This window comes from Photorhabdus khanii NC19 (assembly GCF_000517265.1).
Taxonomy (GTDB): Bacteria; Pseudomonadota; Gammaproteobacteria; order Enterobacterales; family Enterobacteriaceae; genus Photorhabdus; species Photorhabdus khanii.
Genome location: NZ_AYSJ01000017.1, coordinates 355,084 through 368,266, shown reverse-complemented (window position 1 = coordinate 368,266; position 13,183 = coordinate 355,084). Strand labels below are relative to the sequence as shown.

12 protein-coding genes and 1 other annotated feature are annotated in these 13,183 nt (G+C 39.0%); of the genes, 9 read left to right on the top strand and 3 right to left on the bottom strand.

What is annotated here, in order from left to right; translation table 11 throughout:
- The first annotated feature begins 6 nt into the window (after nucleotides 1-6).
- Nucleotides 7-603 carry an undecaprenyl-diphosphate phosphatase gene (gene ybjG / locus PTE_RS22395; protein ID WP_036850915.1) on the top strand — a complete coding sequence of 199 codons (597 nt, stop codon included), beginning with the start codon at nucleotides 7-9 and terminating at the stop codon, nucleotides 601-603.
- Nucleotides 604-1,570: 967 nt separating this feature from the next.
- Entirely contained in the window at nucleotides 1,571-2,869 is a 1,299-nt protein-coding gene (locus PTE_RS22390; protein WP_036850913.1) for an HAAAP family serine/threonine permease, read from the top strand.
- Nucleotides 2,870-2,975: 106 nt separating this feature from the next.
- Here the strand turns inward: PTE_RS22390 and PTE_RS22385 are convergent, their stop codons facing one another.
- Nucleotides 2,976-3,797, bottom strand: coding sequence for a hypothetical protein (locus PTE_RS22385; protein ID WP_036850910.1), 822 nt, complete (start codon nucleotides 3,795-3,797; stop codon nucleotides 2,976-2,978).
- Between the two features lie 902 nt (nucleotides 3,798-4,699).
- Between PTE_RS22385 and PTE_RS22380 the strand changes: the two genes are divergently transcribed.
- From PTE_RS22380 to PTE_RS22370, 3 genes are all read left to right on the top strand, one after another.
- A complete protein-coding gene (locus tag PTE_RS22380) occupies nucleotides 4,700-5,014 on the top strand; it encodes a hypothetical protein (protein ID WP_036850908.1) in 315 nt (104 codons plus the stop codon).
- 815 nt (nucleotides 5,015-5,829) lie between these two features.
- Nucleotides 5,830-6,159 carry a hypothetical protein gene (locus PTE_RS22375; RefSeq protein ID WP_036850906.1) on the top strand — a complete coding sequence of 110 codons (330 nt, stop codon included), beginning with the start codon at nucleotides 5,830-5,832 and terminating at the stop codon, nucleotides 6,157-6,159.
- A gap of 560 nt (nucleotides 6,160-6,719) precedes the next feature.
- On the top strand, nucleotides 6,720-7,574 hold the full coding sequence (locus PTE_RS22370; RefSeq protein WP_036850904.1) for a hypothetical protein: 855 nt from the start codon (nucleotides 6,720-6,722) through the stop codon (nucleotides 7,572-7,574).
- A 114-nt stretch (nucleotides 7,575-7,688) separates the two neighbouring features.
- Here PTE_RS22370 and PTE_RS22365 read toward each other — a convergent pair whose 3' ends face one another.
- On the bottom strand, nucleotides 7,689-8,891 hold the full coding sequence (locus tag PTE_RS22365) for a serine hydrolase (RefSeq protein WP_051477517.1): 1,203 nt from the start codon (nucleotides 8,889-8,891) through the stop codon (nucleotides 7,689-7,691).
- 147 nt (nucleotides 8,892-9,038) lie between these two features.
- Between PTE_RS22365 and PTE_RS22360 the strand changes: the two genes are divergently transcribed.
- The gene (locus tag PTE_RS22360; RefSeq protein ID WP_036850902.1) at nucleotides 9,039-9,659 is read left to right on the top strand and encodes a glutathione S-transferase family protein; all 621 of its coding nucleotides are present in this window, start codon (nucleotides 9,039-9,041) and stop codon (nucleotides 9,657-9,659) included.
- 6 nt (nucleotides 9,660-9,665) lie between these two features.
- On the opposite strand, the gene PTE_RS22355 is transcribed toward PTE_RS22360, so the two are convergent.
- Nucleotides 9,666-10,493, bottom strand: a complete 828-nt coding sequence (locus tag PTE_RS22355) for an SDR family oxidoreductase (protein WP_036850900.1) — start codon at nucleotides 10,491-10,493, stop codon at nucleotides 9,666-9,668.
- A gap of 290 nt (nucleotides 10,494-10,783) precedes the next feature.
- Here PTE_RS22355 and hisL point away from each other — a divergent pair, with 290 nt between their 5' ends.
- The 3 genes from hisL (at nucleotide 10,784) to hisD (ending at nucleotide 13,183) form a co-directional block, all read left to right on the top strand.
- On the top strand, nucleotides 10,784-10,831 hold the full coding sequence (hisL, locus tag PTE_RS25380; protein ID WP_109396654.1) for a his operon leader peptide: 48 nt from the start codon (nucleotides 10,784-10,786) through the stop codon (nucleotides 10,829-10,831).
- Nucleotides 10,807-10,932 (top strand) — a sequence feature (His leader region). Its footprint overlaps the gene before it by 25 nt.
- A gap of 26 nt (nucleotides 10,933-10,958) precedes the next feature.
- Nucleotides 10,959-11,858 (top strand): ATP phosphoribosyltransferase, encoded by a 900-nt coding sequence (gene hisG, locus PTE_RS22350; protein ID WP_036850898.1) that lies wholly within the window; start codon nucleotides 10,959-10,961, stop codon nucleotides 11,856-11,858.
- A gap of 5 nt (nucleotides 11,859-11,863) precedes the next feature.
- Nucleotides 11,864-13,183: a histidinol dehydrogenase gene (gene hisD / locus PTE_RS22345; protein WP_036850896.1), complete on the top strand. Its 1,320-nt coding sequence runs from the start codon at nucleotides 11,864-11,866 to the stop codon at nucleotides 13,181-13,183.

Here is a 13,183-nt window from a genome sequence, read left to right as displayed (position 1 = left end):
GAGCAAATGAACCATAATCTGTTTACTTTTTTCAATGCTACGCCTGAATCATCACCTGTCATGATTGCAACGGCTATTTTCATTGCGAAATACCTGGTTCTTATTTTCCCTCTGACATTGGCTGGTTTCTGGTTTTGGGGTTCAGAGCGCGCTCTTCCCCATCATCGGATTATCGTCAGTAAAACCACCATGTCTTCCTGTTTTGCGATGCTAGCCTCATACTGTATCGGTTTACTCTGTCCTCACGATCGCCCTTTCGTCGAAGGTTTTGGTTACAATTTTCTTCTCCACGCGCCAACAACCTCATTCCCAAGTGATCATGGGACAATTGTCTTCACTTTCGCTTTATCCTTTCTGTTCTGGTACAGAATCTTACCTAGCCTAGGTCTGATGACAACTGCACTGGCTATCGCATGGGCCAGAGTCTATTTAGGCGTTCATTGGCCGATGGATATGGTTGGGGCATTTCTCGTCAGCCTGATGGGGTGTGCTTTTACACAAATGGTATGGACTCTGTTCGGCGAAAATTTGCAAAAAAAATTACACAGCCTGTATCAGCGCAGCTGCTCTTTTCCTATCCGGAAAGGTTGGATAAAAAGCTAGCAACACACTGCCAATAAAAACCCAGGCTCACAAAAGTGCAGGTTTTTATGCCAGTACCGTGTTTTCAACAGACAATATACATGCAACTTAATTATCCCAGATAAGCAGATTTCCGTCTTAATCAAAATCTTTTTATTAGAAATTATTGGCTAATTTCATACGCAAAAATGAACATTAGTTAAACAACAGGATAATATCCCACATTCTATTTAACATTTATTTGCCTTTAAACTCAGCTCAACTCTTTCCATAAATCAAGAAAATCTGTACAAATCACTATGTAAATAAATACATAACGAAAGAGATTATTAAAACCTGATCAAAGAATGAATAGTACATATTTCATGCATATTATTGATGCTATCAATCTGATATTCTTATTTTATATATATTTTTCACAAAGATACAAACATCACACAAGATATACCTATTTTCATATCTGGTAACGAATTGATATTTATCAATTTATTAACTATTACTTCTATTTGTCGCTTGCATTTATTAATATGTAAACACAAGATAGAAAATAGCAAAAACATAAGAGAATAATGAGAGTTGAGTAATAGATAAATTGAGGTTATAATTTGACCTTATTAAAATTGGCAATATTCAGGTAACAATTACATTAAATTTCGTAACATGATGACTTTTCGGGATATATTACGCATTTGAGATGATGATCACGGTACTATTCACTAAAAATCGCTATCTTGCCGAAATCAAAATTTTAGCTTTAACATTCCCAAACTTTCTTTCAAAAGAGAAAGTAAAGCGGAAATTCTGGCTGACTAATTTAAAGTCTAATTTTCGACCAAGATGTTAATGTGGTAATAAAAACGTTTAAATAAAAACCAGAGATATTTAAAGAAATTATATTTATAAAGAAAGAGTTAGACCACACGCATTTACATGCCTGCGGCATTGTAGTTTTGTTTTTTAATTTACCGCGTTATTCTCGGAGATAACTATGGATATGACTCAAACAGGTACGATCGCTTCCCCGGCTACCAGCCCAAGCGATTATAAAACCTGGCGTAAATCAGATACAGTATGGATGCTTGGCTTATATGGTACCGCGATTGGTGCTGGTGTGCTGTTTCTACCCATCAACGCAGGTATTGGTGGTCTGCTGCCACTGCTGGTGATGGCACTACTGGCTTTCCCAATGACATTCTTTGCTCACCGAGGAATGTGTCGTTTCGTTCTGTCCGGCAAGAATCCAGGTGAAGATATTACCGAGGTGGTAGAAGAACACTTTGGCAACTTGGCAGGTAAATTGATCACCCTGCTCTACTTTTTCGCTATCTATCCGATTCTGCTGGTTTACAGTGTTGCGATTACCAACACCGTAGACAGTTTTATTGTTCATCAATTACATCTGCCCTCACCACCTCGTGCCTTGCTGGCTCTGATCTTAATTGTCGGTATAATGAGCATCGTTCGTTTCGGTGAACAAGCTATCGTTAAGGCGATGAGCGTACTGGTATTCCCATTTGTTGCAGTTTTGATGCTATTGGCGTTTTACCTGATCCCTAACTGGAACACCGCTGTCTTCGAAAACATCACTGTTTCTACCGCGGGTGCAAGCCATGGACTGCTGATTACTCTGTGGCTAGCGATTCCAGTCATGGTGTTCTCCTTCAATCACTCACCAATCATCTCCGCGTTCGCGGTAGCAAAACGTGGAGAGTATGGCGAAAACGCTGAGAAAAAATGCTCCCGCATTCTGGCATACGCGCACATCATGATGGTTGCGACCGTCATGTTCTTCGTATTCAGTTGCGTATTGAGTCTGTCTTCAGAGAACCTGGCAGAAGCCAAAGCACAAAATATTTCTATTCTGTCTTATCTGGCTAATCACTTTAATACACCAGTGATTGCCTACATTGCTCCGTTTATTGCATTCATCGCAATTACCAAGTCTTTCCTTGGTCATTATCTGGGGGCTCGTGAAGGTTTTAACGGTATGGTTGTTAAGACACTGCGCGACCAGGGCAAAACCATTGAGCCTAAAAAGCTGAATCGTATCACGTCCATTTTCATGTTAGTAACCACATGGATAGTGGCTACCCTGAACCCAAGTATCCTGGAAATGATCGAAAGATTGGGTGGCCCGGTTATCGCAATGTTGCTGTTCATTATGCCAATGTATGCAATCCGTAAAGTACCTGCTATGCGCAAATATAGCGGCAAACTGAGCAACATATTTATCTTCTTCATGGGGCTGGTTGCTATCTCCGCCGTCCTTTACTCGCTATTTGCATAATAAACACCCGGTTGCTGCTCTCTTCTACGGGCAGCAACCGAATAATGACATGGGCCTCTGACTCTCAGTATCAGAACACCTGGATCAGCTAACGGAAAAATTTAAGCTATACCTCCCACTTCACCCAATCTCCTTTTTGTTCATCGTATTGCCATAGGTCATCTTCGTCAAAATGTCCGCGCTCTTCTATCGGTACCCCTTGCTGTTCCTCCTCTTCCCATTGTTGCCGCAACTTATCTGTTAAAATATAAGGCGTCTTGGTGACAACTTCTCCAGTAAAAGGAAATCTATTTCCGGTTTCCTCCAAGCGGATAAACTTGGCACCAGTGGGAATATTCGAGATGACCACAGCCTTAGTCGCTGAAGGGAAAAGAATATAACCATTAATCAAAGGGAAATATCGCGGTAAACCAGGCTTATGCGGTGGTGGAATGATATCAACGGCATTCCATGAAAGAAGGTAATCCAATCCCTCATCTTTATTAGGCCCCATTGGATAACCCTGGTAAAAATAACGATTTTGAACTGAATAACTACCCGTCAATACATATGCAATATAAAAATAGTAACTAACCAGATCTATTTCTTCTGTTCTGAACTTACCGAATATTGAATGCAAAGGAAACGTTCCCATGCCACCAAGGAGGCCAAGAACCTCAAATTGTTCATCGTGACCATACTGATCAATATATTTTCCCGTATTGATTTTCGATACCTGCATATCCGTCAAAATATTGTCGTGTCCATTACTTGAATTGAATCTATATCGACCGTAAAGAAAATGCAGGCTATCCTCATAAATGTAAGTGAATTGCTCTTGGTTAAGAGTACGGAGAGGATCGGGTTTATCTGTCCATCGCTTATCAGCGCCCAAATTATTGCGATTTCCGAAACGGATAGAAAGCTCTAGCGGATCAAGATATGACATATAACCACCTTTTCATCACAGAATAGTGGGCACATACGCCCATTAAAAAAACGATAATTATCACATTAACAAAAATTTAACCATATATTGTTGTTAAAATTTACAACTTCCTGATCTGTATTATTACCCCCAGATGTATTACTGCAAAAGTGTTAAATAAATGTATCAATTATCTCCCAAAAACAAACAACCCACTGTCCTATCCAAAAAATGATGAATTATAATTATTTCATTTTTAAGAATATTAATTATTTGATAAATATAAAAATAACCTAACATCGTTTAGCCTTAATATTGAAATAGTTAATCATATCTCTATTTTATACGCTAATAAGTTTTTTTAAGAATAGACGAACAATTCACAAAGAAAAGGATTTTTTGTAAAAAAAACATACAACATCTCATTTACATCAATATTTACATAAATTTCAAACAAATAAAGTAACTATATTTACTTACAATAATTAAAAATATAATCTGTATTTTTAATTACCAAACTAATCATTCCAAACAAATACATTATCAATAATATTTTAATTTCGTCTAATTATACACAATGTAGAAAATAACAATTATTTTATATTTTTATCATTGACAATATATTCTCTAATCTTTTAAGAAGATAACTCTGCATATCAATTAATTACATTATTTTTTGAAATTTATTTGACAACATCTAAATGGCACCTATAGTTATATGTGTTAGACAAAATGTTATATGCCAATTAAAACCATTAACTGTCCTATATTTTTAGTGCTAAAAAAATTTCTTATGTAGATTGCTTTTATAGTAGAAGTACCAACCACCTTATATTTCCCAAGAGAACATCTTCTCGTTCTTTACTTTGGGACAATATAAGTTAATTTATCAATTCATTAGATTATATTTTGGAGTTTATATTATGATTAACGACATGCATCCTTCTTTAATCAAAGATAAAGATATGGTAGACGATATGCTCTTACGCGGCTGTAAAATCATTTGCATGAGAGTTATGCCAGATAAAGCTATGCAAGTTATGGTGACAGTATTATTCCATGGTGGCGTATCTGAAGAAATGCTGTTGAAATGGAATCTTATGGACAATAGAGGCATGGCTATTTATAAGGTTCTTATGGAAGCTCTTTGCGCTAAGAAAGATGTGAAGATAGGAATTGTAGGAAAAGTCGGACCTCTCGGCTGCGATTATATTAATTGCGTAGAAATCTCCATGTAAAATGATCGTTTGTTGTTAAATGCTTGGGCTAAATAATAATTCCTAATAGAAAATCGATCTGATTGAAGCGATTTAATGAATCGCAAAATACAATACTGTTGCAATAGGATATTTAGCACAACATTTTCCAGGTAGAATAATGCCGATTTTACAAAGGCGTATTCTATCAAATTCAAGGCAGAACGTAATATTAACGTTCTGCCTGCCATTGTTATATTTAACGCTATTTAATAGAGAAGCGAAAATTTATCATTAAATTAATATTAATTCATCTGACTATATATCTTCCGAACAGAAAATTAAAAAATAATTACTCAAATTTTAATTCTTTCTAATTTCACAACAAAATAATACCCATCAAAAACCACCTGAAAAATAACACACATCATCAAATAAAGCTTTGCAAACAACATAATATAACATTTTCATTTTTATGCGCCGTTAATATTTCATTATGAAATATAATTATACAAACAATATTTTTATATTGTAATTATTAACAATAATATCCTACACCAATCGCATTATATTTAAAATGGATTATTAACTTTATCCTTTCAAAGAAACAGAAATAAATATCAATGTTATTTTTTGATTATCGTTATACCTTTGATTATTATAACTCTAACCCTTTAGAGGAAATATATTATTGGCGACATTTTAACTGCATCAATAATTATATAACACGGATAAACTTTTAATATAGATCACAATTACCAATTACCTTATATTTCTTCGGCGGCCAAATTATTGGTCTGCACATTTGAGTAATAAGAATTTATTTTTCAACTACATTAAACTATAGGATTAATACAATGAACTTTGCACATCCTTCTGCAACTGGTGAAGTGGTAACAGAGAATAAAACTGAGCAAGCTCCTAATTACTATTTCGCTGTTGGTACTGTAACTTCTGTCCAAGCGGCACCTGATCAAAACCAATTGCAGGTTACTGTGACTATGCAATTCCCTAACGGTAAATTTAACTACATCTTATGGTGGAATACTCAAGACTACAGAGGTATAGCACTGTACCATCTTCTTCTGAACGCTTGCAGCAATAACAAACGTGTAAATATAACCTCTTCGTCAGTTGTTTCTCCTGGTGGTTACAATTATATCTACAACGCAACATTACTGGCTTAATATAAAGTTATAAGCCAATAAGTAACTGTGCCAAATACCACATTGTTAAAATAATATTTGGCGCAGTATTTCTCTGGCAGAATAAGGTTTATATTTATTCAAAGCCAAAAGAAATGTGTTACCAAATACTCCTTTCTCCAGGCAGAACCGAGAGATCAAAGTTCTGCCTGTTCTGGCGTTATTTCTTAAAATTCATCGCAATAAGTAATGCTTTATTTTTCAATAATGCCAATTTTAATTTCTTAGTTCAATATTTACTTAATTTAAATATTATGTAAAATAAAAAAAATAACAGTTCACAAACTAATTCCAATATATTTATTCACCATATATTTAATAACGCTAACAACAGTATATTAATGTAATTTCATCAGATCTATTTTACAACTCAGATATTTTAATTTATTAATAATTAATTTCACATCTGACACTATCTATAAAAGAATAAAAAAATTTAAATCTGTTTTCTTGACAAATATCAATAATACTTACTACTATTTTTAGTGCACGAGTATCTATTTTCCTTTTGTTTATTACCCTTTATAATAATAGGTGATTACATGTCAAAAGAAAATCAACGCATTAAAAAACCATCTTCAGGTTATGCAACAGATCATTTCTATGATGGAGCATGGCACAGAGCCGTCAAATTCGTTGAAGGCAGTGTTGAATTTTTTGATGTTTACGACGTCATTTTTGAAGGAATTACTCACCAATCCCCACCGATATTAGTTTCTGAGAATATTATTATTATTCCCTTAGAAAAAGATGAAGTTGCATGGAACAGTAAAATAGAAATATATGGTGCTATTGGCACCGGAGAAAGCGAGAAAATTTTTTCTGATGGTGATGCCATCCGACCTTTTGCCGGTGAACTTGATACTTCAAATCCTCATGAACCACTGGTCATTTTCGAAGGAGGCAACGTTAGCCGTTTTTCCAATTACATAGCCAGTGTCAATGGAGTTGAATATGGCGGCTTGATTATAGATCCACAGAGAAATTCAATATCACTATTGCGTGCTCTTGAGGCTGGGAAATTGCACGTATTTGGTAAAACTGAAACTGGCAAAAATGTCACAGTCTTTGAAAAAGATACTGAAGGTGAAAATAAACCGCTTAATGGATGGGTAGAGCTCCATGATGTAGCGACATGTATTCTATTCAGAAGTGGCGATTTGACTGAATTTGCTGATAGTTATGAACTCAGATATGAAGGAACATCAACCCACGATTATCGCGGTTTATCACCTACGCATATTCGATATCAGAATATTGGTCATCATGTCAAAACTGAAGTTGAATTATGGGCTTACTGGAAAGATAAGCCTAATGGAGTTTTATTATTCAAAGGCCGATATAACGGTTCTTTTGTAAAAAGCAGCGAGCATTGCTCTCTGGAAAAAGATAAATAAATGTAAAATGTGCGCGGCAAAAATGCCGCGCCCTGAACTAACCAGGAAGGATATATCTGCTGCATGTTGACGATCGAACTCACCTTCCCATATAAATCATACACTTAAATTAAATCAACCAAAAATAGCACTAAACCAACCGCTAACTTTCATGACAACCAAATCCCAAATACGGCTGAAAAAACCCCCTTTCTCAACAGCGTCTTTAACAACTAAAGGTCGCTGCTCAATGACTTTATCGCCTAATTGGAAATTAATAACACCGACAACCTGGTTTTTTGTCAAAGGCGCTTCCAATGGTGTTTGATTCAACGTGTAACTGGCTTTCAGATTTTTCAACTGACCACGAGGAATCGTGATCGCTGCGTCTTTTTCCACCCCAAGAGCAACATCTGAGCGATCACCATACCAAACCTTTTCTGAAACAAACGGTTCACTGGCTTTAATTGGTGTCACCGTTTCATAAAAACGGAATCCCCATAAGAGTAATTTTTCGCTTTCAGCGAAACGAACCCGATCACTTGGCGCACCCAGCACAACGGAAATAAGCCGCATTGGCCCCTCTGTCGCTGAAGCAACCAAATTATGACCAGCGCCGCTGGTATAGCCTGTTTTTACACCATCCACATTCATATTCTTATTCCACAGCAACCGGTTACGGTTAGGCTGTCGGATGTTATTAAAGGTGAACTCTTTCTCTTTATGAAGGGCGTACTCATCAGGAACATCACGGATCATTGCTTGACTCAACACCGCCATATCATGAGCGGTACTGAATTGACCTTCAGCATCCAATCCATGAACAGTACGAAAATGGGTATTAGTCAACCCAAGTGCCTTTGCATAATTATTCATCAAACTGACAAATGCATCCTGACTACCTGCCACATGATCAGCTAAAGCAATGCTGGCATCATTACCAGACTGAATAACAACACCTCGATTCAGATCGATCACTTTTACCCTGTCACCGGGTTTAAGAAACATCAGAGAAGAACCTTTCAGTATCGGATTACCCGTCGCCCAGGCATCCTTTCCTACCGTAACCATATCTTCCAGTGTGATTTTTCCGGCTTTTATCGCCTGACCGACCACATAGCTGGTCATAATTTTTGTCAGACTGGCTGGATCAAGCCGCTCATCAGGATTACCAGAAGCCAGAATTTTACCGCTAGCATAATCCATCAACACATAAGCTTTAGCCTCCACCGGAGGAACAACAGGTTCATCCGACGCATAAGCACTGGTATTTACGACTAATATAGCTGACAGCACCGCAGTAACACACTTCATCGTCATAGCCAAACTGTTCTTCATCACCCTTCTCCCTTTTACTTACAAGAAAAATGTCAGATTTCTATTAATATAAAATGTTGTATGACAAGAAACCAATGTAATAGTGCAAAGATTGTTCTGACCATTGGTTTTAATTTAACTAATCCCCCTGAATACAAGGAGAAACCCATGCTGACCGTTTGGGGCCGTAAAAACTCTTCCAATGTAAAGAAAGTGCTCTGGTGCCTGAAAGAGCTGAATGTGCCGTACCACCAGATAGACGTTGGCGGTAAATTTAGCAAACTGGATGACCCGCAATATCTGAAAATGAACCCAAATGGACAAATTCCCTGTTTACAAGAAGGTGATTTTATCCTGTGGGAATCTAACGCCATTGTCCGTTATCTTGCGGCGAAATTTGGTGAACAGGTACTTTATCCACAAGATCTGCAAGAAAGAGCGAATGCAGATAAATGGATGGATTGGGTCGGTTCACATTTATTTCCCTGTATCAGACAGCTAGTGTTAGGTTTTATTCGCACACCTGAAGCCGAACGGGATCAAAAACAGATAGAACAAACACTGACTGAAATCGCAAAACTGATGAAAATAGTAGACAACACCTTGGCAGAACAAGAATTTCTTTCCGGAGACAAATTTGGCATAGCTGATATTGCATTCGGCCCCATGATTTATCCTTGGCTTAATGCTCCCATCCAACGTCCATCTCTGCCAAATATTGAACGCTGGTACCAACTGATGGCAGCAAGACCCGCGTTCAAAGAAATCGTCATGATTGAATTAAATTGATAAAAATCAGCTCATTGGCATCCATCTGGGATCTGGATATTGATACTCAAACCCTAACTGCTTACAAATACGGCTGCCATCAACAATCCTACTCTCCACCTGAGTTCCTTCTCTGGCAAACTCAGGTGGAATTAAGTCAAGCTGATTGCTGGCTTTAGGGTAAAACTCAGCTTTGATTGGATGAACAGGCGCGCATAAATTATAAATATGCCCACCATCAGTCTGCTGAATTAACAGATTAATGGCGGAAATAACATCATCCTGATGAACCAGATTTACCGGTTGATCTCCTCCTTTGACTTCCTTTTTCCCCGCCAGAAAACGCCCTGCGTGACGGCCACTCCCCACCAACCCAGCCAAACGCAAAATATCAACGGAAATATTTGGCAGTTTATGCAACCAATTCTCTAATTCAACCAATGCCTGAGCCGAAGGTGTTTCAGGGCAAAAAGAAGCATCTTCATTCAGGTTACCGGCAACAAAACCATAAACAGAAGTAGAACTGGTGAAAATAATCCTTGGTACAGAATATGATAGGGCAGTATCGACAATTAACTGAACTGCCCTAACATAGTTATAACTGCCCCCCGCCGTGTGGCTTGCCGGTAAAGTGATAATCAGCACATCGGCCACCATCAACTGTTCCAAATCATCAAGCGCACAATTAATCTGGGGTTCCAGTTGTAAAAAATAGCATTCGATGCCAGACATACGCGCAGCCTCTACACCATCTGACGTCGTTTTACTGCCAACAACCTGCATACCACTACGGCTCAATGCCTTGGCTAATGGCATCCCCAACCAACCCAGACCGATAATGGAAACTTTTTTCATCATCACCCCTTCTTTTGCCTGATATTATCTTGATTATGCTGACAATCTGAACATTAAGCCACTGTTATTATTAATACTGTATTTTCCTTATGGAAAACAATATCTCAAGTAAAAACAAGATATTATTGCAATATAAATTTATCGCTAAAAAAATAGATTGCTTTTAGCCTGTCAAATCGTATAGGTTGAATAGCAAGCAGAAAATTTAATCACTGCAGGTTAGCCAGTCAAAGCAACCGGCAGCAAATGGTAAATACTAGAAATAGTCAATGTAAAAAAGAGAAGCCATTATGATCCGCATTCAATTCAACCATTATCATCACCATCATCCTGATTAGTCTTTCAGGCTGTTGTGTGCTGGAAGACGTTTAGCGGGTCTTCCGGTGGCATGAATGCAAATACAAAACCCTCGGAAGAATCCTTCCGGGGGTTTTTTTATGTTTCCAATTTTAAATAGGGATAAAAATGTTAGATAAATCACGTTTACGTATAGCGATGCAAAAATCAGGCCGATTAAGCGAAGATTCACGAGAATTACTGGCCCGCTGCGGGATTAAAATCAATCTGCAACAACAACGCCTGATTGCATTCGCGGAGAATATGCCAATTGATATCCTGCGGGTACGTGATGACGATATCCCTGGGCTGGTTATGGATGGCGTCGTTGATCTGGGCATTATTGGTGAAAATGTGCTGGAAGAAGAGCTGTTAAATCGTCGTGCTCAGGGAGAAGATCCACGTTATTTCACTTTACGCCGTCTTGATTTCGGCACTTGTCGTCTTTCACTGGCCGCACCTCTGGATTACAACTATACCGGCGTCGAATGTCTGCAAGATGCCCGTATCGCAACCTCTTACCCTCACCTGCTAAAACGTTATCTTGATCAGAAAAAAATCCACTTTAAATCCTGTCTGCTAAATGGCTCAGTAGAAGTTGCGCCCCGGGCCGGTTTGGCAGATGCCATCTGTGATCTGGTTTCAACCGGTGCAACTCTGGAAGCAAATGGCCTGCGGGAAGTAGAAGTCATCTACCGTTCAAAAGCTTGTCTTATCCAACGTGATGGCGAAATGCCCGCCGAAAAACAGCAATTAATTGATAAGTTAATGACCCGCATTCAAGGGGTGATTCAAGCCCGTGAATCCAAGTACATCATGTTGCACGCACCAAGTGAAAGACTCGAAGAGGTAATTTCTCTGCTACCGGGGGCAGAACGTCCAACTATTCTACCGCTGGCGGGTGATCAGAGCCGCGTTGCCATGCACATGGTGAGCAGTGAAACCCTGTTTTGGGAAACGATGGAGAAACTTAAATCTCTTGGCGCCAGTTCTATTTTAGTTTTGCCGATTGAAAAAATGATGGAGTAAACAAGATGACTACCCGTTTCGAAACCTTGATTCGTTGGCAGGAATGTAATGCTGAACAGCAAAGCGCTTTGCTGACACGCCCTGCTGTCGCGGCTTCAGAAGAAATTTCCCGCACAGTGGAACAAATTCTGAATGCAGTCAAAACGGATGGTGATAATACCCTGCGGGAACTCAGCCAGCGTTTCGACAAAACCGTGATTGAAAATATCCGTATCTCGTCGGAAGAGATAGAAGCCGCAGAGATCCGCCTGAATAATGAAATTAAACAGGCAATGCAGCAAGCAATGAATAATATCCGTATTTTCCACGAAGCTCAGAAACCTGTGGAGATAAAAGTGGAAACTCAGCCTGGAGTCCATTGCCGACAAATAACACTCCCCATTGATTCTGTCGGGCTGTATATCCCCGGTGGTTCTGCGCCATTACCTTCTACCGTTTTGATGCTCGGAACGCCTGCCAAAATAGCGGGTTGCCGTAAAGTGGTACTTTGTTCTCCACCACCTATTGCCGATGAAATTCTCTATGCAGCCAAATTGTGCGGCATTACGGAAATATTCCAGATTGGCGGAGCGCAGGCCATTGCCGCTATGGCATTCGGAACAGAATCCGTACCCAAAATAGATAAGGTTTTTGGTCCAGGTAACGCTTATGTCACTGAGGCCAAAAGACAAATTAGTCAGCGAATGGATGGTGCCGCTATTGATATGCCTGCCGGCCCATCGGAAGTGCTTATTATTGCTGATGAGGGTGCAAATCCTGTATTTGCTGCCGCCGATTTACTCTCACAAGCAGAACATGGCCCGGATTCACAAGTCATATTGGTCACGCCTAATGAGAATCTAGCCAAAAAAGTTATAGCAGAAATCGAAAAACAGCTTACCCTGCTCCCCCGAAAACAGATTGCCGCCAAAGCACTGGAACACAGCCGCATTATTGTGACAAAAAACCTGCAACAGTGTATGGAAATCAGTAACCGCTATGGCCCTGAACACCTGATTATTCAAACTTGTCAACCAGAACAGCTGGTTGACAAAATCACCAGTGCCGGTTCGGTTTTCCTTGGTGACTGGTCGCCGGAATCTGCGGGAGATTACGCCTCAGGAACCAATCACGTCTTACCAACCTATGGTTACACTTCAACTTATTCCAGCCTTGGTTTGGCTGATTTCCTAAAACGTATGACGATTCAGCAATTAACTCCACAAGGGCTACTGAACTTATCCCATACCATTGAAATACTGGCTCAGGCAGAACAACTAACTGCTCACAAAAACGCGGTTACTTTACGCGTGGCTTCACTAAATATTGCAGATGATAAGGAATGA

Coding starts and splice junctions, on each gene's coding strand:
- ybjG (WP_036850915.1), top strand. CDS start 7: ATGAACCATAATCTGTTTACTTTTTTCAATGCTACGCCTGAATCATCA.
- PTE_RS22390 (WP_036850913.1), top strand. CDS start 1,571: ATGGATATGACTCAAACAGGTACGATCGCTTCCCCGGCTACCAGCCCA.
- PTE_RS22385 (WP_036850910.1), bottom strand. CDS start 3,797: ATGTCATATCTTGATCCGCTAGAGCTTTCTATCCGTTTCGGAAATCGC.
- PTE_RS22380 (WP_036850908.1), top strand. CDS start 4,700: ATGATTAACGACATGCATCCTTCTTTAATCAAAGATAAAGATATGGTA.
- PTE_RS22375 (WP_036850906.1), top strand. CDS start 5,830: ATGAACTTTGCACATCCTTCTGCAACTGGTGAAGTGGTAACAGAGAAT.
- PTE_RS22370 (WP_036850904.1), top strand. CDS start 6,720: ATGTCAAAAGAAAATCAACGCATTAAAAAACCATCTTCAGGTTATGCA.
- PTE_RS22365 (WP_051477517.1), bottom strand. CDS start 8,891: ATGAAGAACAGTTTGGCTATGACGATGAAGTGTGTTACTGCGGTGCTG.
- PTE_RS22360 (WP_036850902.1), top strand. CDS start 9,039: ATGCTGACCGTTTGGGGCCGTAAAAACTCTTCCAATGTAAAGAAAGTG.
- PTE_RS22355 (WP_036850900.1), bottom strand. CDS start 10,493: ATGAAAAAAGTTTCCATTATCGGTCTGGGTTGGTTGGGGATGCCATTA.
- hisG (WP_036850898.1), top strand. CDS start 10,959: ATGTTAGATAAATCACGTTTACGTATAGCGATGCAAAAATCAGGCCGA.
- hisD (WP_036850896.1), top strand. CDS start 11,864: ATGACTACCCGTTTCGAAACCTTGATTCGTTGGCAGGAATGTAATGCT.